The sequence below is a fragment of the Actinomadura syzygii genome, from assembly GCF_008085905.1.
In the GTDB taxonomy this organism is placed as follows: Bacteria; Actinomycetota; Actinomycetes; order Streptosporangiales; family Streptosporangiaceae; genus Spirillospora; species Spirillospora syzygii.
The window spans coordinates 350,879-367,649 of the sequence record NZ_VSFF01000009.1; the positions used below are offsets into that span (position 1 = coordinate 350,879).

Annotated in this window: 15 protein-coding genes; 3 read left to right on the forward strand and 12 right to left on the reverse strand. The window is 72.5% G+C overall.

What is annotated here, in order from left to right; genetic code table 11:
* Window positions 1–2: 2 nt before the first annotated feature.
* The 6 genes from FXF65_RS24380 to FXF65_RS24405 all read right to left on the reverse strand — a co-directional run bounded on the left by FXF65_RS24380 (window position 3) and on the right by FXF65_RS24405 (window position 5,298).
* Entirely contained in the window at window positions 3–947 is a 945-nt protein-coding gene (locus tag FXF65_RS24380) for a hypothetical protein (protein WP_148352331.1), read from the reverse strand.
* Between the two features lie 4 nt (window positions 948–951).
* Window positions 952–1,902 (reverse strand): protein phosphatase 2C domain-containing protein, encoded by a 951-nt coding sequence (locus FXF65_RS24385; RefSeq protein WP_148352332.1) that lies wholly within the window; start codon window positions 1,900–1,902, stop codon window positions 952–954.
* Entirely contained in the window at window positions 1,892–2,566 is a 675-nt protein-coding gene (locus FXF65_RS24390; protein WP_148352333.1) for a vWA domain-containing protein, read from the reverse strand. Before FXF65_RS24390 ends, FXF65_RS24385 begins: the two co-directional genes overlap by 11 nt.
* A 16-nt stretch (window positions 2,567–2,582) precedes the next feature.
* On the reverse strand, window positions 2,583–3,035 hold the full coding sequence (locus FXF65_RS24395; RefSeq protein WP_148352334.1) for a hypothetical protein: 453 nt from the start codon (window positions 3,033–3,035) through the stop codon (window positions 2,583–2,585).
* The gene (locus tag FXF65_RS24400; RefSeq protein ID WP_148352335.1) at window positions 3,032–4,402 is read right to left on the reverse strand and encodes a coiled-coil domain-containing protein; all 1,371 of its coding nucleotides are present in this window, start codon (window positions 4,400–4,402) and stop codon (window positions 3,032–3,034) included. Before FXF65_RS24400 ends, FXF65_RS24395 begins: the two co-directional genes overlap by 4 nt.
* A gap of 200 nt (window positions 4,403–4,602) precedes the next feature.
* A complete protein-coding gene (locus tag FXF65_RS24405; RefSeq protein ID WP_148352336.1) occupies window positions 4,603–5,298 on the reverse strand; it encodes a FadR/GntR family transcriptional regulator in 696 nt (231 codons plus the stop codon).
* Window positions 5,299–5,601: 303 nt separating this feature from the next.
* On the opposite strand from FXF65_RS24405, the gene leuA reads away from it, so the two are divergent.
* Together leuA and FXF65_RS24415 are read left to right on the forward strand one after the other, a co-directional pair.
* Window positions 5,602–7,323, forward strand: a complete 1,722-nt coding sequence (gene leuA / locus FXF65_RS24410; protein ID WP_148352529.1) for a 2-isopropylmalate synthase — start codon at window positions 5,602–5,604, stop codon at window positions 7,321–7,323.
* A gap of 121 nt (window positions 7,324–7,444) precedes the next feature.
* Entirely contained in the window at window positions 7,445–9,382 is a 1,938-nt protein-coding gene (locus FXF65_RS24415) for a Xaa-Pro dipeptidyl-peptidase (protein ID WP_148352337.1), read from the forward strand.
* Between the two features lie 55 nt (window positions 9,383–9,437).
* Here the strand turns inward: FXF65_RS24415 and FXF65_RS24420 are convergent, their stop codons facing one another.
* The 3 genes from FXF65_RS24420 to FXF65_RS24430 all read right to left on the reverse strand — a co-directional run bounded on the left by FXF65_RS24420 (window position 9,438) and on the right by FXF65_RS24430 (window position 13,310).
* Window positions 9,438–11,045 carry a flavin monoamine oxidase family protein gene (locus FXF65_RS24420; protein ID WP_187412479.1) on the reverse strand — a complete coding sequence of 536 codons (1,608 nt, stop codon included), beginning with the start codon at window positions 11,043–11,045 and terminating at the stop codon, window positions 9,438–9,440.
* A gap of 327 nt (window positions 11,046–11,372) precedes the next feature.
* The gene (locus FXF65_RS24425) at window positions 11,373–12,152 is read right to left on the reverse strand and encodes an MBL fold metallo-hydrolase (RefSeq protein ID WP_148352339.1); all 780 of its coding nucleotides are present in this window, start codon (window positions 12,150–12,152) and stop codon (window positions 11,373–11,375) included.
* A 72-nt stretch (window positions 12,153–12,224) separates the two neighbouring features.
* Window positions 12,225–13,310, reverse strand: a complete 1,086-nt coding sequence (locus tag FXF65_RS24430; protein WP_148352340.1) for a DNA polymerase domain-containing protein — start codon at window positions 13,308–13,310, stop codon at window positions 12,225–12,227.
* Window positions 13,311–13,373: 63 nt separating this feature from the next.
* Here FXF65_RS24430 and msrB point away from each other — a divergent pair, with 63 nt between their 5' ends.
* Window positions 13,374–13,775, forward strand: a complete 402-nt coding sequence (gene msrB / locus FXF65_RS24435) for a peptide-methionine (R)-S-oxide reductase MsrB (protein ID WP_148352341.1) — start codon at window positions 13,374–13,376, stop codon at window positions 13,773–13,775.
* 12 nt (window positions 13,776–13,787) lie between these two features.
* Here msrB and FXF65_RS24440 read toward each other — a convergent pair whose 3' ends face one another.
* From FXF65_RS24440 to hemG, 3 genes are all read right to left on the reverse strand, one after another.
* Window positions 13,788–14,378: a hypothetical protein gene (locus FXF65_RS24440; RefSeq protein ID WP_148352342.1), complete on the reverse strand. Its 591-nt coding sequence runs from the start codon at window positions 14,376–14,378 to the stop codon at window positions 13,788–13,790.
* Window positions 14,379–14,454: 76 nt separating this feature from the next.
* A complete protein-coding gene (gene hemQ, locus FXF65_RS24445) occupies window positions 14,455–15,153 on the reverse strand; it encodes a hydrogen peroxide-dependent heme synthase (protein WP_222868718.1) in 699 nt (232 codons plus the stop codon).
* On the reverse strand, window positions 15,110–16,609 hold the full coding sequence (gene hemG / locus FXF65_RS24450; RefSeq protein WP_148352344.1) for a protoporphyrinogen oxidase: 1,500 nt from the start codon (window positions 16,607–16,609) through the stop codon (window positions 15,110–15,112). Before hemG ends, hemQ begins: the two co-directional genes overlap by 44 nt.
* Window positions 16,610–16,771 lie beyond the last annotated feature (162 nt).

Genomic DNA, 16,771 nt, shown 5'->3' on the forward strand with positions numbered 1-16,771 from the left:
CGCTACGCCGGGGGCAACTGGATCATCGGCCGCTGCCCCCGACGGCCGTCCAGCGGCGCCTGCGGCAGCGACGGCGGCCTCCGGACCGGCGGCAGCGGGTCGAGCTCGATCACGCCGCGCTCGTCGAGCGCCCTGGCCCACTGCGCCGCGTCCGGCCGCAGCCCGCGCGGCCGCGCCGCCTCGGCGAACCGCTCGGACACCTCGCCCGCGATCCGGTCCGGGACGCCCGCCGCGAACGGCACCGGCTGACCCGGACGCAGCGCCGACGCCTTCGCGAGGACGCGCGCCACGAGCAGGGCCAGCTTGTACCGGTCGGTGTCCAGGTCGGGGCCGGTGGACGGCTGCTCCGGGTCGTCCCAGTCCGGGGTGGACGGCTGCGCCATGACGGGCTTCTCCCCCGTCTCGCGGATCCCGTCGCAGTCGAGCAGGAACACGTTCCCCGCCGGGGACCAGAGCAGGTTGCTCATCGACACGTCGCCCACCACGAGCCGGTTCGCGTGCAGCAGCCGGAACAGGGACACGGTCCCGCGCGCGATCTCCAGCCGTCCCGCCGCGTCCGGTGGCGCGATGTCGCCCCACAGCGCCTTCGGCTCGTAGAGGAGGTACTGGAGTTCGCGGAGTTTCGGCCCGGGGGCCGCCCTCCCCCAGAACTCCGCCGGGACGAGCCGCATCACGAAGCCCCTGACGTGCCCGCGGTCGAGGACGCGCGCGAGCGGCCAGGCGGTCTGCCGCAGCAGCGCTTCACGGTGCGTCTGGTTCAGGTCGGCGGGCAGTTCGACGAGGCGTTTCAGGGCGGCGCCGTTCACCGTCGCGGGGTGCAGGTACTCCTTGAACACGTGGCCGCCGCCCGCCCCGAGCAGCTCGTGGACCTTCCCCTGCCCGCCCGAGCCGACCTCCGCGCCCAGCGAGAGGTCGGCCAGCCGCAGGTCGCCGCCGCTCGGCCACATCGCGCTACCTGGCCCAGACACAGACGGCCGAGCGGTCGTCACCGAAGGACTTCGCCCTGAATCCGAGCTGCCAGCCGAATTCCAGGATGCCCGGCGGCTCGTCGGAACGGGTCCACCACTCCTGGAGCTGAGCCCGCACCTCGTCGCTCCGCATCGGGTTCGACAGGCCGTCGCTGCAGAGCATGAGCACCTCGCCCTTGCCCAGATCACCTTTCACCGTGCGCACGGCGGACGGATGACTCGGGAGGGCGTCGGTGGCGGTGTCCAGGATCCCGCCTTCGGACGAACGCGGCGGGGCGAACTCGGTCAGCTCCCCGTTGCGCAGGAGGTAGGCCGGGCTGTCGCCGACGCGCAGCACCTCGAACCGGTGGCGTCCGTCGGCGGGGGCGACCTCCACGACCGCCGCCACGAGCGTGGTGGACAGCGACGCGGGCGGCAGGTCGTGCCTGTGCGCCCAGTTCTCCATCGCCATGGCGATCCATCTGGCGGTGGCGGCGAACCCGTCGACGTGATCCCACGTCCAGTCCTTGGGCAGCTTTTCGACCTCCTCGCGGAGGTAGGCGCAGGCCAGCGCGGAACCCCGGTGCGAGTTCGGCTGGCTGCCCACGCCGTCCGCGACGCACGCCACCAAGGCGTCGCCGCCCGCGAGCGTCACCGGCCAGAGGGCCACCGAGTCCTGGCGCGGCTCGCCGTAGTAGCGGTGCTCGTCACCGCGCAGGGACGCGGCCCGGACGACGAGGCGCTCGAAGTCGGCGCCGTCGAGGACCGTGTCGGGGACGGCCTCGTCCGATCGCGGAAGCCCGCGCGGAACCCCGCCCATCGGATGCGGATTGCGATACGACGGCGGGTGCTCGAACACCTCGCCCGGCAGTTGCGGCGGGGCGGGCGCGACCGTCCCGAGCACCGGCCGCCATTCGTCGTCGGGACGATCCGGCACGAGCCGCTCAGACGACATCGGCGGGAATGGTCGTGAAGCCGGGAACCGTGTCCGGCATGGCAAGGGTCATTCCGCCATCCGCACCACCGGACGTCCCAGACCTGACGATCGACCGAATCAACGACTGCGCGAATTCCTGCAACGCCTGCGCGGGCTTGAGCGTGCCGTTATAGGAGAAGGCCCGAACTGTGGCGATCTGCTTGATGATTCCCTCGTCAGCCTCATTGAAGGCGAAAGCCAGGATGTTCGGTCGAGCGCTCCAGGACGGATCGATGACCCGCTGATAGGCCACATGCCAGTCGGCGGAGTCGTTGGGCTGGCCGTCGCTGAGGAAGAAGACGGCGGGCCGCAGAACCTGGTGTCCGTCCTGCTTGAGCCGCGCCACGTCCTGCTCGATGGTGCTGCGGAGAAGGTTGAACACGGTGCCGTATTCGGTCCCGCCGTTGGCGGACATCGCGGGCATCGTCGTCAGCTCGCTCAGATCCGCGAGCGGCAGCAGCACTTGGGCTTCGTGGTTGAAGCTGATGATGCAGAAACGGGTCTTGTCCGCGACCACGGGATTGCTGCCGATCTCCCTGTGCAGATCCGGTAGGCAGCCGTTGATCGCGTCGACTCCGTCCGGTCCTTCCATCGACCACGATTCGTCGCAGACGAGGTAGAAGGGCAGGACCTGTTCGCTCATCCGTGGGCTCCCTGGGTCAGTTCTTGTAGAAGAGGTAGATGTTGAGCATCACCTCGCCGCCCGAGGCTCCGAGGAGCTGGAAGTCGCGGGTGGCGACATTGGCGAAGAGGGTGCCGTCGGCGCGTTCGAGGAGGTGGTTGACGTCGCGGGCGAACGCCTCGCCGCCGTTGTTCTGGGCGCCGAAGGTCAGCACGATGCCCGCCTTGCGGCCGCGCAGGCGGGGCTTCGCCTGGATGGCGCGGCGCAGGGCCTCGACCGCGCCCTGCCGTCCGGCGCGGGCGTCGTCGGGGTCGACCGAGAGCGTGACCTTGACGAAGCCGCGTTCCAGCGCCTGCCGGGGCGGCGGGGACGGCTGCGCGACGGGACGCGGCGGCGGGTCCTGCGTGCCGAGCACGACGATGGCGAACGCGAGCAGCAGGTCGGCGAACAGCCAGCCCGCGATGGCGGTGACGGCCACTCGCAGGTTCACCGGAGCCAGCGCCTTCGCCCGCCCGTCCGGGCGAGCCGGTCGCCGAGGTCGTCCATCGACCGGCGCAGCTCGGCGAACTCGGCGATGACGGCGTCGGCGCGCTTGTCGGCGAGGGGCATGCCGTCGAGCAGCCGGTCCAGCTCCATCCGCATCCCTTTGACGGCGGCGGACACGCCGTCCTCGAAGTCCTGAAGGGCGGGCTCCATCCCGCCGAGCGCGCGGGACGTGCGGTCCATGAGCTCCTCGACCCGGCCGACGATCAGGCCGAGGTGGTCGGCGGTGGTCTCGTGGCGGTGCGAGTACAGGGCGCCCTCGGTGTGCCAGTCGTCGAGCGCGGCGCGCAGGGCCGCCCCGCTGCTGTCGAGGGCGGCGGCGATGCGTTCGCCGAGGCGTTCGCGGTCGGCGTCGGCGGCGGTGCGCAGTTCGACGGCGGCCGCCGCGACGCCCTTGCGCAGCCGTTCGGAGTCGGCGGCCGCGGAGCGGCCGAGCTCCGCCGCCGCTTCGGCGACGGACGCGCTGGCCGCCGAGACCTCGGTCAGGCGGCGGCCGACGCCCTCGGTGGCGTCCCCGATCCGCTCGGCGGCGGCCCGGACGGCGTCGTCGCTCTTCAGCAGGGCGGCGGCGAGCGTCTCGACGCGCTCCATGGCCCGCTGCGCCTCGCGCTGCAGGTCGCCGGCCGCCGTGCCCGCCTTCCGCGCCTCCTCGGCCGCGTCTTCGAGCCGCCGCGCCGCGCCGTCGACGCGGGAGGCGTCGTCCAGCCGGAACCGGCCGAGGTGGAAGTCGGCGGCGGTGAGCGCGCCCGCGAGGTCGCGGCCGAGCCGGGCGCGCTCCCGCGCGTCGGCCCGGTCGGACGCCCTGCGGAGCAGCGCCTGCGCCAGCGAGATGGTGATCAGGACGCCGATGGCGAGCAGCGTCCACAGCGCGATGCGGTCGAAGTAGAACCCGCCGCCGAGCCTGCCGTTGAAGCCGGTCTGCCACTGTTCGAGGAACGACTTGCCCACGAGGGAGGCGTCCCCACGGCTCTTCCGGTAGGCGCTCGTCGCCTTGTAGAGGCCGATCCAGGTCAGCATGATCGGCAGGAAGATCAGCACGGCGGGCAGCAGGTCGAGGACGGCCCCGGCGCGCCGCCGGAACGCGGGCTCGGCGCGGTCGCCGACGGTGTCCTCGCGCAGGAACGCCGCGTACAGGTCGACGGCGGCCCAGCGTTCGAGGTCCCGGTCGGCGTCGATGTCGTCGGCCAAGCGGCCGAGCTGGGAGGACCGTCCGCCGAGGCGTTCCTCCGCCGCCAGGGCCCGGAGCCGTTCCACCGTCTCGCCGCGATCGAAAAGGTCCGGTGGGCCGACCGCACGGCCCTGTGTCACCGTCACGCAAATGCCCCTGTTTTCGGTATTCGTACGACCTTCAGCGGATGTCTCCGCTCACACCCCTGTTGCTCGGTGAACATACGGATTGTGAGTGATCAGCTTCGGGTGGCACCGCGTCATCCGCCACACTGACCGCATTCGGACGTTCACTCCGGATCACCCCGAGGGCCGCTTCGGTAGTGCTACGGTCACCGGCCGTCGCGTCAGGGGGTGTGCTGGAGGGCGGCGAGGGTCTGCCGGAGCTCGGCCTCGATGATGCGCCCGGCGGCGGAGGCGTCGCGATCGCGGACGGCCTCGACCAGGGCGGCGTGGGCGGCGCGGCCGTGCGCCGCGTCGGCGGCGCGGACGTCCACCAGGGCGGCGAGGTCGAGGAGTCCCTCGCGCAGGACGGGCACGAACCCGGCGAACAGGTCGGCGAGCACCGGGTTTCCCGCGGCGGCGACGACGGCGGTGTGCAGCGCGATGTCGGCGTCGATGAACGCCTCGACGGCGGGTCCGGCGAGGGCGGCGTCGCGGGCGGCGAGGGCGGCGTCGAGCGCGGCGAGGTCGGACGGCGTCCGCCGGTCCGCGGCCAGCCCGGCGGCGCGCACCTCGACCATCATGCGGATCTCGTAGACGTCGGCGACGGACGCGCGGCGCAGCCGGGTCGGCCAGTCCTCGTCCGGCTCGGTGGCGGTCACGAAGACGCCGGAGCCGTGCCGGGCCTGGACGAGCCCCGCCCCCGCCAGCGCCCGCAGCGCCTCGCGGACGGTCGAGCGGCCCACGCCCAGTTCCTTCGCGAGGGTCGTCTCGCCGGGGAGCTTCGTCCCGACCGGCCAGGTTCCGGCGGCGATCTGGTCGCGGAGCCGGTCGGCGGCCTGCTCGACGAGCGGGCTGGGACGGAGCGGGCCGAGCGCCATGCGGTTTCTCCTCCGCCGAGTGCTGTGCGGTGGTGCCTCGTAAGTGTCCGCCGAGTCTAGCCGCCGCTCAGCTTGTCTGAGGAGCTGAGGTGTGAGTAGGGTGGCGGGCATGGCGTGGCGCGTCCTTCTTCTCGGCCGCCGCGGCGGGGCCTGATCCGGACCGGCACCCCGCCGCGGGGTCCGGCGCCGCCGGTCGTCCGGCGATCTTGAGGACAGAGCCCCATGAACTTCCCGACCCTGCGCACCCCGTCCGGTCCCGTGCCGGAGGGCACGCCCTTCTGGAACCCGCAGCGCGGCAGCTCGATGCCGTTCCACCGCTACCGCTCGATCCACGACCGCGTGCCGTCGCCCGCGCCCGACGTCGAGCGGACGTGGCCGTCCCGGCGGCTCACCGCCGCGCCGCTGTGGGTGCCCGTCGACCTGCGCGACGGCAACCAGGCGCTGGCCGAGCCGATGGACACCGCCCGCAAGCGCCGCATGTTCGACCTCTTCGTCGCGATGGGCTTCAAGGAGATCGAGGTCGGCTACCCGTCGGCGAGCGAGACCGACTTCGGCTTCGTCCGGCACCTGGCGGAGACCGGGATCCCGGACGACGTCACCCCCGTCGTGTTCACCCCGGCGCGGACCGAGCTGATCGAGCGGACGTTCGCGTCGATCGAGGGGCTGCCCAGGGCGGTCGTCCACCTGTACACGGCGACGGGCCCGATCTGGCGGGACGTCGTGCTCGGCTCCGACCGCGACGGCGTCCGGAAGCTGATCCTGGACGGCGCCGCCGACGTGGCCCGGCTCGCCCGCCCCGGCGTCCGGTTCGAGTTCTCCCCCGAGACGTTCAACCTCACCGAGCCCGACTACGCGCTGGAGGTGTGCGACGCCGTCACCGCGCTGTGGGACGCCTCCCCCGACCGCCCGGTGATCCTGAACCTGCCCGCCACCGTCGAGATCGCCACGCCGAACGTCTACGCCGACCAGATCGAGTACATGCACCGGAACCTGACGCGGCGGGACGCGGTGATCCTGTCCGTCCACCCGCACAACGACCGCGGGACGGGCGTCGCGTGCGCCGAGCTGGCGGTGCTCGCGGGCGCGCAGCGCGTCGAGGGCTGCCTGTTCGGCAACGGGGAGCGGACGGGCAACGTCGACCTCGTCACGCTGGCGCTGAACCTGCACGCGCAGGGCGTCGACCCGATGGTGGACTTCTCCGACGTCGACGAGATCCGCCGGACGGTCGAGCACTGCAACCGGCTGCCCGTCCACGAGCGCCACCCGTACGGCGGCGACCTCGTCTACACCGCGTTCTCCGGGACGCACCAGGACGCCATCGGCAAGGGCATGGCGCGGCACGCCGCGCGGGCGGCGGAGCTGGGCGTCCCGCCGGAGAGCCTGCCGTGGGACGTCCCGTACCTGCCGATCGACCCGGCCGACGTCGGGCGCGGCTACGAGGCGGTCGTGCGGGTGAACAGCCAGTCCGGCAAGGGCGGGATCGCCTACCTGCTGCGCACCGGCTACGGGCTGGAGCTGCCGCGCCGCGTGCAGATCGAGTTCTCCCAGGTCGTGCAGAAGGCCGCGGACGGCAGCGGGGCGGAGATCACCGCCGCCGAGCTGTGGGACCTGTTCCGCGCCGAGTACCTCGACCGCACCGGCCCGGTGGCGCTCGTCCAGTGGCGGACGGCGCACACCGGCCCCGCGCGGCACGACTTCACCGGCGTGATCCGCGTGGACGGCGACGAGCGCGAGCACACCGGCGTCGGCAACGGCCCGATCGCCGCGCTCACCGACGCGCTGCGCGCCGCCGGGGTGAAGGCGGACGTCCTCCGGTTCGTCGAGCACTCGACCGAGTCGGGCCACGACGCGGCGGCCGTCGCCTACGCCGAGTGCCGCGTGGACGGCGTGACGTCCTGGGGCGCGGGACGCGACACGTCCGTGCTCGCGGCGTCGGTGCGGGCCGTGCTGTCGGCGGTCAACCGCGCGAAGGGCCGGGCGCCCGGATGGCAAGGGCAGGAGATGACCAAATCCGGTCCGAGTTAGGCGAGCGCCGCCCTTTACCCGGCGTCCGCGGGCGAGGACCCTGTGCCCCCGTAGAGATCATTATCTGAGTCGGGAGGTGCGGGTTTTGGCCAGGCGATCCCTGAGACGGACCCGGCGGACGATGACGGTGGCCGTGCTGACCAGCGCGGCGCTCGCCGGAGCGGGGGGCGGCGCGACGGCGTTCGCCAAGCCGCCCCCCAAGATCGTTGTGAAGCACGGCGTGACCCAGGCGGTCTTCTCCTACAAGGACGCGATCCGCGAGCACGTCTACGTCGAGTCGAGCGTGGACAGCGACGGCGACGGCAAGAAGGACCGCGTCAACGTCGACATCATCCGGCCCAAGGAGACCGAGAGCGGTCTCAAGGTCCCGGTGATCATGGATGAGAGCCCGTACTACGACAACGCGGGACGCGGCAACGAGAGCGAGCGCAAGACCTACGACGCGAACGGGAACCCGCTCAAGTTCCCGCTGTTCTTCGACAACTACTTCGTCCCGCGCGGCTACGCCTACCTCGCCGCCGACATGATCGGGACGACCAAGTCCGACGGCTGCCCGGTCAGCGGCGGCCCGTCCGACGTGCTCGGCGGCAAGGCCGTGGTCGACTGGCTGAACGGGCGCGCGAAGGCGTTCCGGCCGGACGGCAGCGAGGCGAAGGCCACCTGGACCACCGGCCGCACCGGCATGATCGGCAAGTCCTACGACGGGACGCTCGCGAACGGCGTCGCCGCCACCGGCGTGCAGGGGCTGGAGACGATCGTCCCGATCTCGGCGATCAGCGGCTGGTACGACTACAGCCGGATGAACGGCGTGAAGTACACCGACGACGAGCAGCCCTGGCTCGCCGACTACGTCGACACCGACCCGCCCGCCAAGTGCGCCGCCGTCCGCGCGGCCCTGGACCAGGGCGAGGACGACGCCACCGGCAACTACAACGACTACTGGAAGACCACCGACTACCGCAGCGGCACGATCACGGACCTCAGCAAGGTCCACGCCAGCGTCTTCGCCTACCACGGCGTCAACGACCTCAACGTGAAGGACAACAACTTCGCGCTCTGGTGGGAGGGCCTCAAGAAGCAGGGCGTCGAGCGGAAGGTGTGGCTGTCCCAGCGCGGCCACGTCGACCCGTTCGACATCCGCCGGGACGACTGGGTCAACACCCTGCACCAGTGGTTCGACCACGAGTTGCTGAACGTCCGCAACAAGGTGATGAAGGCGCCGAGCGCCGACATCGAGGTCGGCCCCGACCAGTGGATCACCCAGGCGGACTGGCCGGCCCCCAACGCGCAGTCGCTCACCCTGCGTCCCGGGGCGAACGGGACGCTCGGCACGGAGCAGGCCCCGGAGGGTGCCACGGCGACGTTCACCGACGCGCCGGGAGCGGCCGGGGCGGGCTACCCGGAGGGCACGCTGGTCAGCGACCCGGGGACGGCGCAGCCGTACCGGACCGCGTTCGTGTCCGAACCGCTGCCGCAGACCGGCCGCCTGTCCGGGACTCCGGAGGCGACGCTGCGCGTCAAGCTGGACAAGCCGACCGCCAACCTGACCGCGCTGCTCGTCGACTACGGCGACGACACCCGCGTCGACTACCTCGGCGCCGGCTCCGGCATCAAGACGCTGACCACCGAGGACTGCCACGGTGAGAGCACGGCCGACGACGACGGCTGCTACAAGCAGACGCAGGTCACCACGGTGAAATCCGCGGTGAACGTGGTCGCGCGCGGCTGGCTGGACGCCCAGAACGCCACCTCGCTGAGCAAGCCGAGCCCGTTCGTGCCCGGCCGCTACTACGACGTCAAGTGGACGACGCTCAGCCAGGAGTACGTGTTCAAGAAGGGGCACCGGGTGGCCCTCGTCCTCGCCGGCACGGACGCCGACTACAACCAGGAGAAGGCCACGGGCGCGAAGGCGACCGTCGACCTGCGCGGCAGCTCGATCACCGTCCCGGTGGTCGCGGGCGGCCGGCACCTGGGCCCGCTGGTCGCGCCCAAGTCGCTGGCGCCGTGGCAGGGCCCGTCCGGGGTCACGCTGCCCGTCCAGGAGCGCAGGTTCTCCTGATCCCGTGAAGAAGTGAAGAGGCCGCCGCCCGCTCGCGGGCGGCGGCCTCGCCGCGTCAGCGGCCGGATCGCTGGCGGCCGGTCGTCAGCAGCCGCGAGTCGGGGGGCCGGTGGACGGTCACGCGGTCCGCGGGCCGGCCGCCGGTGAGCGACTCGAACGCCCAGTCGGCGGACATCATCGCGCCCTCCTGCCAGCCGGGCAGCGGGCTGACCTGGTCGCCGATCACCATGAAGTTGCCGTGCCCGTGGACGTTGACCAGGGTCTCGTACCGCTCCCGGTGCTCGGGGAGGGTGTGGTCCCAGTCGGCCCAGGCGCCGAGCTGGTAGGGCACCTTGTGCCAGGCGACGGAGATGCCCGGCCCGTCCGGGATCACGGACCGGTCGGCGAACTCGGGGTGCAGCCGCGCCCCGGCGGCGCGGGCCGTCTCCAGCCGCTCGGCGTGCGGGCGGTCGCCGAGTTTGCGCCCGTTGCCGTAGGACGCGTACGCGCCGAGCAGGACGCCCTTGTCCGCGCGGGAGAAGTAGCCGGAGGACGGGTACCAGATCTGCGTGATCTCGTTGTCGATGAGGCTGATGCCGCCGTAGATCCGGTACTCGTCCGACTCCCAGAACCGCCGGTTCGCCTGCCAGCCGATCTTGCACGAGGGCGCGAACTCGACGCCCGCGACGGCGCGACCGAACTCGGCGGAGAACCCGCCGAGTTCGACGGACGTCCTCAGCACCGGGACGGGAATGCTGCTCAGGCAGTAGTCGAACCTCGTGTCGTGCTCGCCGCCGGCGTCCTTCCACGCGACGCGCACCCCGTCCTCGGCGGCCCTGACGGCATGGACGGGCGCGTTGAGCGTGACCGTTCCGGCGGGCAGCGCCGCGGCTATTCCGCGGACGATGGCGTCCATTCCGCCGACCGGCTGGAACATGGTGACCTGGTAGCCGAATCCGAGGTCCCAGTAGAAATAGTGGTCCCAGAATTCACTGGCCAACACGTCCGATAGAGAGAGCGGGTCGAGCTTCTCGGGTTGTTGCGTGACGCTCAGCGGTTTCGCGATTCCCGAGCGCAGCGAGCCTTTGTAGGCGTGGTCGGTCGCGTCAAGGTCGCCGAACTCGTCCAGCAGGCCGAGCAGCTTCTCGCGCTGCGGGCCGCTCAGCTCACCGTCGAGCAGCCCTTTTCGGACGGCCGCCACCGCGCGCTCGGCGACGAATCCGCGGACGTCGTTGGAGATCCGGGCGCGCGGCACCGGCGCCCGTCCCCAGGCCGAATCGGTCTGGTACAGATTCCTGGCGCTCTGCATGAGGAACGGTTCGAGCTGGATGCCGAGGCGCCGGCACATCCCGAAGACCCGCTGGTCGTCGAAGGAGAGCCGGGCCGGACCGAGGTTGGCGTAGAGGCCGCGGTCCAGCCGGCACGTCTGGGTGCGGACCGACCCGTCCGCCCACACCTCGGTGATCCGGTCGCCGCGGCGGGCGGTGAAGCTGCGGCCGCCGACCCGTCCCTGCGCCTCCAGGACGGTCACCGCGTACCCCGCCTCGATGAACCTGAGCGCGGCGGTCAGCCCGCTGACACCGGCGCCGAGGATCGCGACGGTCCCCCGCCGGCCCCCCTTGCGCGGCGGCACCGCCGCGCCGGTGGGCGCGGGCGCCGCGTGCGCCGGCGCGACCCCGGTCATGGCCTGCAGCAAAGTCGCGGACGCGGCCATGCCGAGGAACCTGCGGCGCGAAGAGCCATTGTGCGACTGGTCCATCATGCTCCTTCTGGGAGACGTCGACGGGCGACACATGAACGGACAGCACGGTAAATGACAAAAGCGCCCGCTAACAGACGCTAAAAATGCCCAAGTTGATCAATTGATGCGACAGCGACAGCTCATCGAGCGAAACCCGTCCCGGCCAGGACCGGTCAGTGAAATTCGACACACGCCATTGCCGGAGCCCCGCTTTTCAAGGGGAAAGGGCCCGCCGTCCCACCCCTCCGGGGGCGGCGGGCCCGCGGGGTGTCAGAGGCCGATCTCCTCGCCCTGCTTGAGCAGGTGGAGCCGGGCGTCGAGGCCGGCGGCGGCGAACGCGGGCGCGATCGTGTCGCGGCCCTCCGTGAAGTGCGCCCAGCCCTCGAAGTGCAGCGGGACGACCTGCCCCGCCCGCAGGATCCCGGCGGCCTCGGCCGCGGCGACGCTGCCGAGCGTGAGGTCGCCGTCGAGGGCAGGGTTCCGCGCGGCGCCCATGAACAGCACCGCGACGTCGACCGGCGCGAACCGGTCGGCGATCGCGCGGACGACGTCCAGGGACGCGTTGTCGCCGCTCACGTACACGGTGGGCAACCCGTCCCCGGACAGGACGAACCCGGTGACCGGACCGGTGATGTGCTCGGTGCCGTCCGGACCGTGCTGGGCCGGCACGCCCGTCACGCGGAGAGTCCCCCCGTCGGGACGCGGAATCTCGACGTCCTCCCAGTTCGGGAGCGCGCGGGCGGTGCCGCCGAGCCGTCCGGCGGCGGTCTCGGTCGTGAGCGTCAGCGGGACGTCGGCGAGGAACGCGCGGCCGCCCTTGTCGAGGTTGTCGGGGTGCTGGTCGTGGGAGAGCAGCACGGCGTCGACGGGACCGATGTCGCCCGGTCCGGTGATGGCGTCGGAGGTCTTGACCAGCGTGCGCGGTCCGAGCGGGTAGTCGCCCGCCGGGTCGAACGTCGGGTCGGTGACGAGCCGGACCCCTCCGATGCGCACGACGGCGCTCGGCCCCCCGAGGTACCTGACGTTCAGCAGTGACTCCGTGCCGGACATGGGCCCGCCTTCTTCTTGATCGATCGAATGCGTACTCCCCGGTCAAGCCGGGCATCCGGCCGGAAATTCCCCTCAGGAGCGGTTGTCGGTGTCCTTGCTCGGCTGGACGCGTTTCGGCTCGCCCGGCATCTTCGGATAGTTCGGCGGATACGGCATGTCGCCGAGGCCGTGCTCGCGCTCGTCGCGGTCGGCGAGGTCGAGCAGGCCCTCCAGGGAGAACGCCTCGTCGTCGATGGCGGCGTGCAGGTCGCCCACCTTCGCGAACCGGGCGGGCATGGTCGCGATGGTGAAGTCGTGCGGATCGACGTCGGCCAGCTCGTCCCAGGTCACGGGCGCGGAGACGGGCGCGTGCGGGGCCGGGCGGACGCTGTAGGCGGACGCGATCGTCCGGTCGCGGGCGTTCTGGTTGTAGTCGATGAACACCTGCTCGCCCCGCTCCTCCTTCCACCAGCGGGTGGTGACGTCGGCGGGGGCGCGGCGCTCCACCTCGCGGCCGAACGCGAGCGCGGCCCGGCGGACCTCGGTGAACGTCCAGCGCGGCTCGATCCGCACGTAGATGTGCACGCCGCCCTTGCCGGACGTCTTGACGAACCCGGTGAGCCCGAGTTCGGACAGCAGCTCGCGGGCCGGGCCGAGCGCCACCCGCACCGCGTCGGAGAAGTCGGTGCCCGGCTGCGGGTCGAGGTCGACGCGCAGCTCGTCCGGGTGGTCGACGTCGCCGTCCCGGACGGGCCACGGGTGGAACGTCAGCGTGCCGAGGTTGGCCGCCCAGGCGATCACGGCGACCTCGGTCGGGCGCACCTCGTCGGCGAAGCGGCCGCTCGGGAACGCGATCTTCGACGTGCGGACCCAGTCGGGCGCGCCCTTCGGCACGCGCTTCTGGTAGAACGCGTCGGACTTGCCCGCGCCGTAGCCCGCCTGGCCGCGGGCGTAGTCCTCCCGGGTGGCCATGCGGGCGCCCTCGAAGACGCCGGCGGGCCAGCGCTCCAGCGTCGTCGGACGGTTCCGGGTCGCGCGCAGGATGCCCTCCCCCACGGCGATGTAGTACTCCACGAGCTGGCGCTTGGTGTAGCCGTGCTCAGGAAAGTAGACCTTGTCGGGGTTGGACACCTTGACGAGCCGATCCCCGACCGGGATCTCGATGTAGGGCGAGGCCATGCAAGCACGTTAACCCACAGGTCGGACAGGCGGCTCGGACGGGGAGCCGGGTACGTTCGAGGTATGGAGAAGATCCGCAAGAGCGAGGAAGAGTGGCGGGCCGAGCTGAAGCCCGAGGAGTTCCGCGTGCTGCGGGAGGCGGGCACCGAGAAGCCGTTCACCGGCGAGTACACCGACACGAAGACGGTCGGGGTGTACCGCTGCCGCGCCTGCGGGACGGAGCTGTTCCGCTCGGAGACCAAGTTCGAGAGCCACTGCGGCTGGCCGTCGTTCTACGCGCCGTCCGACTCGGACGCGGTCACCCTGATCGAGGACCGCTCGCTCGGCATGGTCCGGACCGAGGTCCGGTGCGCGGTGTGCGACTCGCACCTCGGGCACGTGTTCCACGGCGAGGGCTACGCCACCCCGACCGACGACCGGTACTGCATCAACTCGATCTCGCTGACCCTCGAGCCGGCCGAGTAGCCGCGGGTACTGCTACGGGGTTTCGCTGACCTCGCAGGAGTCCTTCGCGCTCTGCTTGTTGGCGAGGATGACGCTGCCGTTGTCGTCGCTCTCCCCGTGCACGAACACGCGGGGCTCGTCGTCGCCGCCGTCCTTGAGGAACTGCGTCGTCCACTTGCAGAGGTCGAGGGCGGGCTTGGAGTTCTCGTCCTCTTCCTTGAGGTCGGTGTAGACCCGGACGAAGCTGCCGCTGCGCCGGACGTCCGTGACGTGCTTGACGACCTTCTTGCCCGGGTCCTTCGTCTCGAAGTAGGGGACCGCGTCGGTGACCTCGTCGGGGTCGCCGACCGCGTCCACCTGCTCGTGCGGGGACGGCGACGCCGCGGCGCGGGCCTCGGCGGCCGTCCTGGACGCGGAGCCCGGGCCGCCGCCACCGCCGGGCAGTGCCAGCGCGGCGCCCGCCGCGAGCGCCGCCGCCGCGGTGAGCCCGGCCCCGGCGAGGACCAGCCGGCGCCGCCGCGACGCGACCAGCCGCTTCCAGCGGACGGCGAGCGCGGACGGCGGCTTCGCGTGCCGGCCGCGGGACTGCTGCTTGGCGGAGGACTGGGCGGGAGACTCGGTCACGGACCGCACCCTACTGCCGATCAGCCGTCCGTTCGGCCCGTCCCCGCCGAGACGGCCGAACGAGTCGCCGGGACGGCTAGGCCAGGTTCGCGACCAGCTCGCCGACCGGCTTGCGGCGCCCGGTGTAGAACGGCACCTCAAGGCGGGTGTGCACGCGCGCCCGCGCGGCCCGCAGGTGGCGCATCAGGTCGACGATGCGGTGCAGCTCGTCGGCCTCGAACGCCAGCATCCACTCGTAGTCGCCGAGCGCGAACGACGCGACCGTGTTGGCCCGGACGTCCGGGTACTCGCGCGCCATCTTGCCGTGCTCGGCGAGCATGGCGCGGCGCTCCTCGTCCGGCAGCAGGTACCACTCGTACGACCGGACGAACGGGTACACGCACACGTAGGCGCGGGGCTCCTCCTCCGCGAGGAACGCCGGGATGTGGCTCTTGTTGAACTCCGCCGGGCGGTGCAGCGCCATCTGCGACCACACCGGCTCGCTCGCGCGGCCGAGGGCCGTCCGGCGGAACCGGGTGTAGACCTCCTGGAGGTCGTCGGACGTGGGCGCGTGCCACCAGAACATGTAGTCGGCGTCGGCGCGCAGCCCGGCGACGTCGTAGGCGCCGCGGGTGGTCACGTCCTTCTCGGCGGCCTGGTCCAGGAGGTCCTGGACCTCGGCCGCGTCGCGCTCGCCGACCGTCCCCGGCTTCGCCACGCGGAAGACCGACCACATGGTGTAGCGGATGACGTCATTGAGTTCGCGTGCCTTCGGCCTGCCCGCCGGCTGCGTCATGGTCTGCTCCTTCTCGGCTGCGCACATGCTCGACCATCCGGGCGGCCGCCGCGCGTGCCGAGGCGACGCACGCGGGGATGCCGAGCCCGTCGTAGGCGGCGCCCGCGACGGCGAGCCCCGGCGCCGCGGCGACCGCCGCCCGGACCTTGGCCACGCGGTCGGCGTGGCCCACGTTGTACTGCGGGAGGCCGCCGCCCCACCGGGTCACCCGGCTCTCGACGGGCGCCCCGGACACGCCGCAGGTCGCGGCGAGCTCGGCGGTCGCGGCGGCGACCAGCTCCTCGTCCGGACGCTGGAGGACGTGCTCCTCGCCGAACCGTCCGATGGAGCACCGCACCGCCAGGATGCCCGGGTCGCGGTCTCGCAAGTGAGGCCATTTTACCGAGCTGAACGTGACGGCCTTGACACCCCGTCCGCCGTGCTCGGGATCGCTCTCCAAGGCCGGGACGAGGTACCCGCTCCCCTCCAGCGGGCGCGGGAACGCTTCCGCCCGGTAGGCGAGCGTGACGATCGCCATGCTGGCGTAGTCGATACCGGCCAGCTCGCGGGCCGCGGCGGGGACGTCCGCCTCCAGCAGCCGGGACGCGGGGGCCGCCGGGACGGCGATCACCACGGCGTCGGCGTCGAGGTACTCGGGGTCGCGGGCGGGGCCGACGGTGAGCCGCCAGCCGCCGTCGCGGCGGCGCAGCTCGCGGACCATGGCGCCGGTCCTGACCGTGCCGCCCGCGGCGGCGATGTCGTCCGCGACGAGGTGCGGGAGGGTGCCGAGGCCGTCCGGGAGGGTCGCGAACACCGGGCCCTGGTTCGCGGGCGCGGCGGCCCTGATGCCCTGCACGGCGTTGATCAGCGACCGGTGGGCGCGCGCGGCGGCGGCGACGGCGGGCAGCGTCGAGTCGAAGGACAGCAGCTCCGCGCGGCCCGCGTAGACGCCGCCGAGCAGCGGCTCGACGAGCCGGTCGACGACCTCCTGACCCACCCGAGCGCCGATGAATTCGGCGACGGACACGTCCTCGCCGCGCGGAGTCTCCGGCAGCACGAGGTCGAGCGGCACGCGCGCCAGCCCGGCCGGGGACAGCACCTGCGCGGCGGCGAGCGCCCGCAGATCGGACGGGACGCCCATGACCTGCCCGGCCGGGATCGGCCGCAACGCCCCCCGGCTGAAGATCCCCGAGGACGTGGTGCCGGGGTTCACGAGGTCGTCGGCCCGGCCCAGCGCGCCGACCAGGTCGAGGCCCTCGGGACGGCGGGCGAGCATCGACTCGGCGCCCTCGTCCACCGGGATCCCGGCGATCTCGCTGACCCGCAGCTTGCCGCCGATCCGCGGGGAGCCCTCCAGGACCGTGACCCTGACGCCGTCGCGGGCGAGCAGGCGCGCGGCGGCGAGGCCCGCGACGCCGCCCCCGACGACGACCGCGTGCGCGGCCGGAGCGGTCTTGACGGCGCGGGAGCTGCTCATGTCCTCCAGCCTCCCAGACGACCCGCCGGACCTCGCACCGGGGCGGGCGTGCGCCAGAGCGGGTGCCAGGGCGTGCGCGCTCGCCGCCGTGATCGCGGCGCGCCTCGTTCGTGCCCGTATCGCGACTCGGGCACGGGAACGGTGGTTCGCGCCACCTCGTCC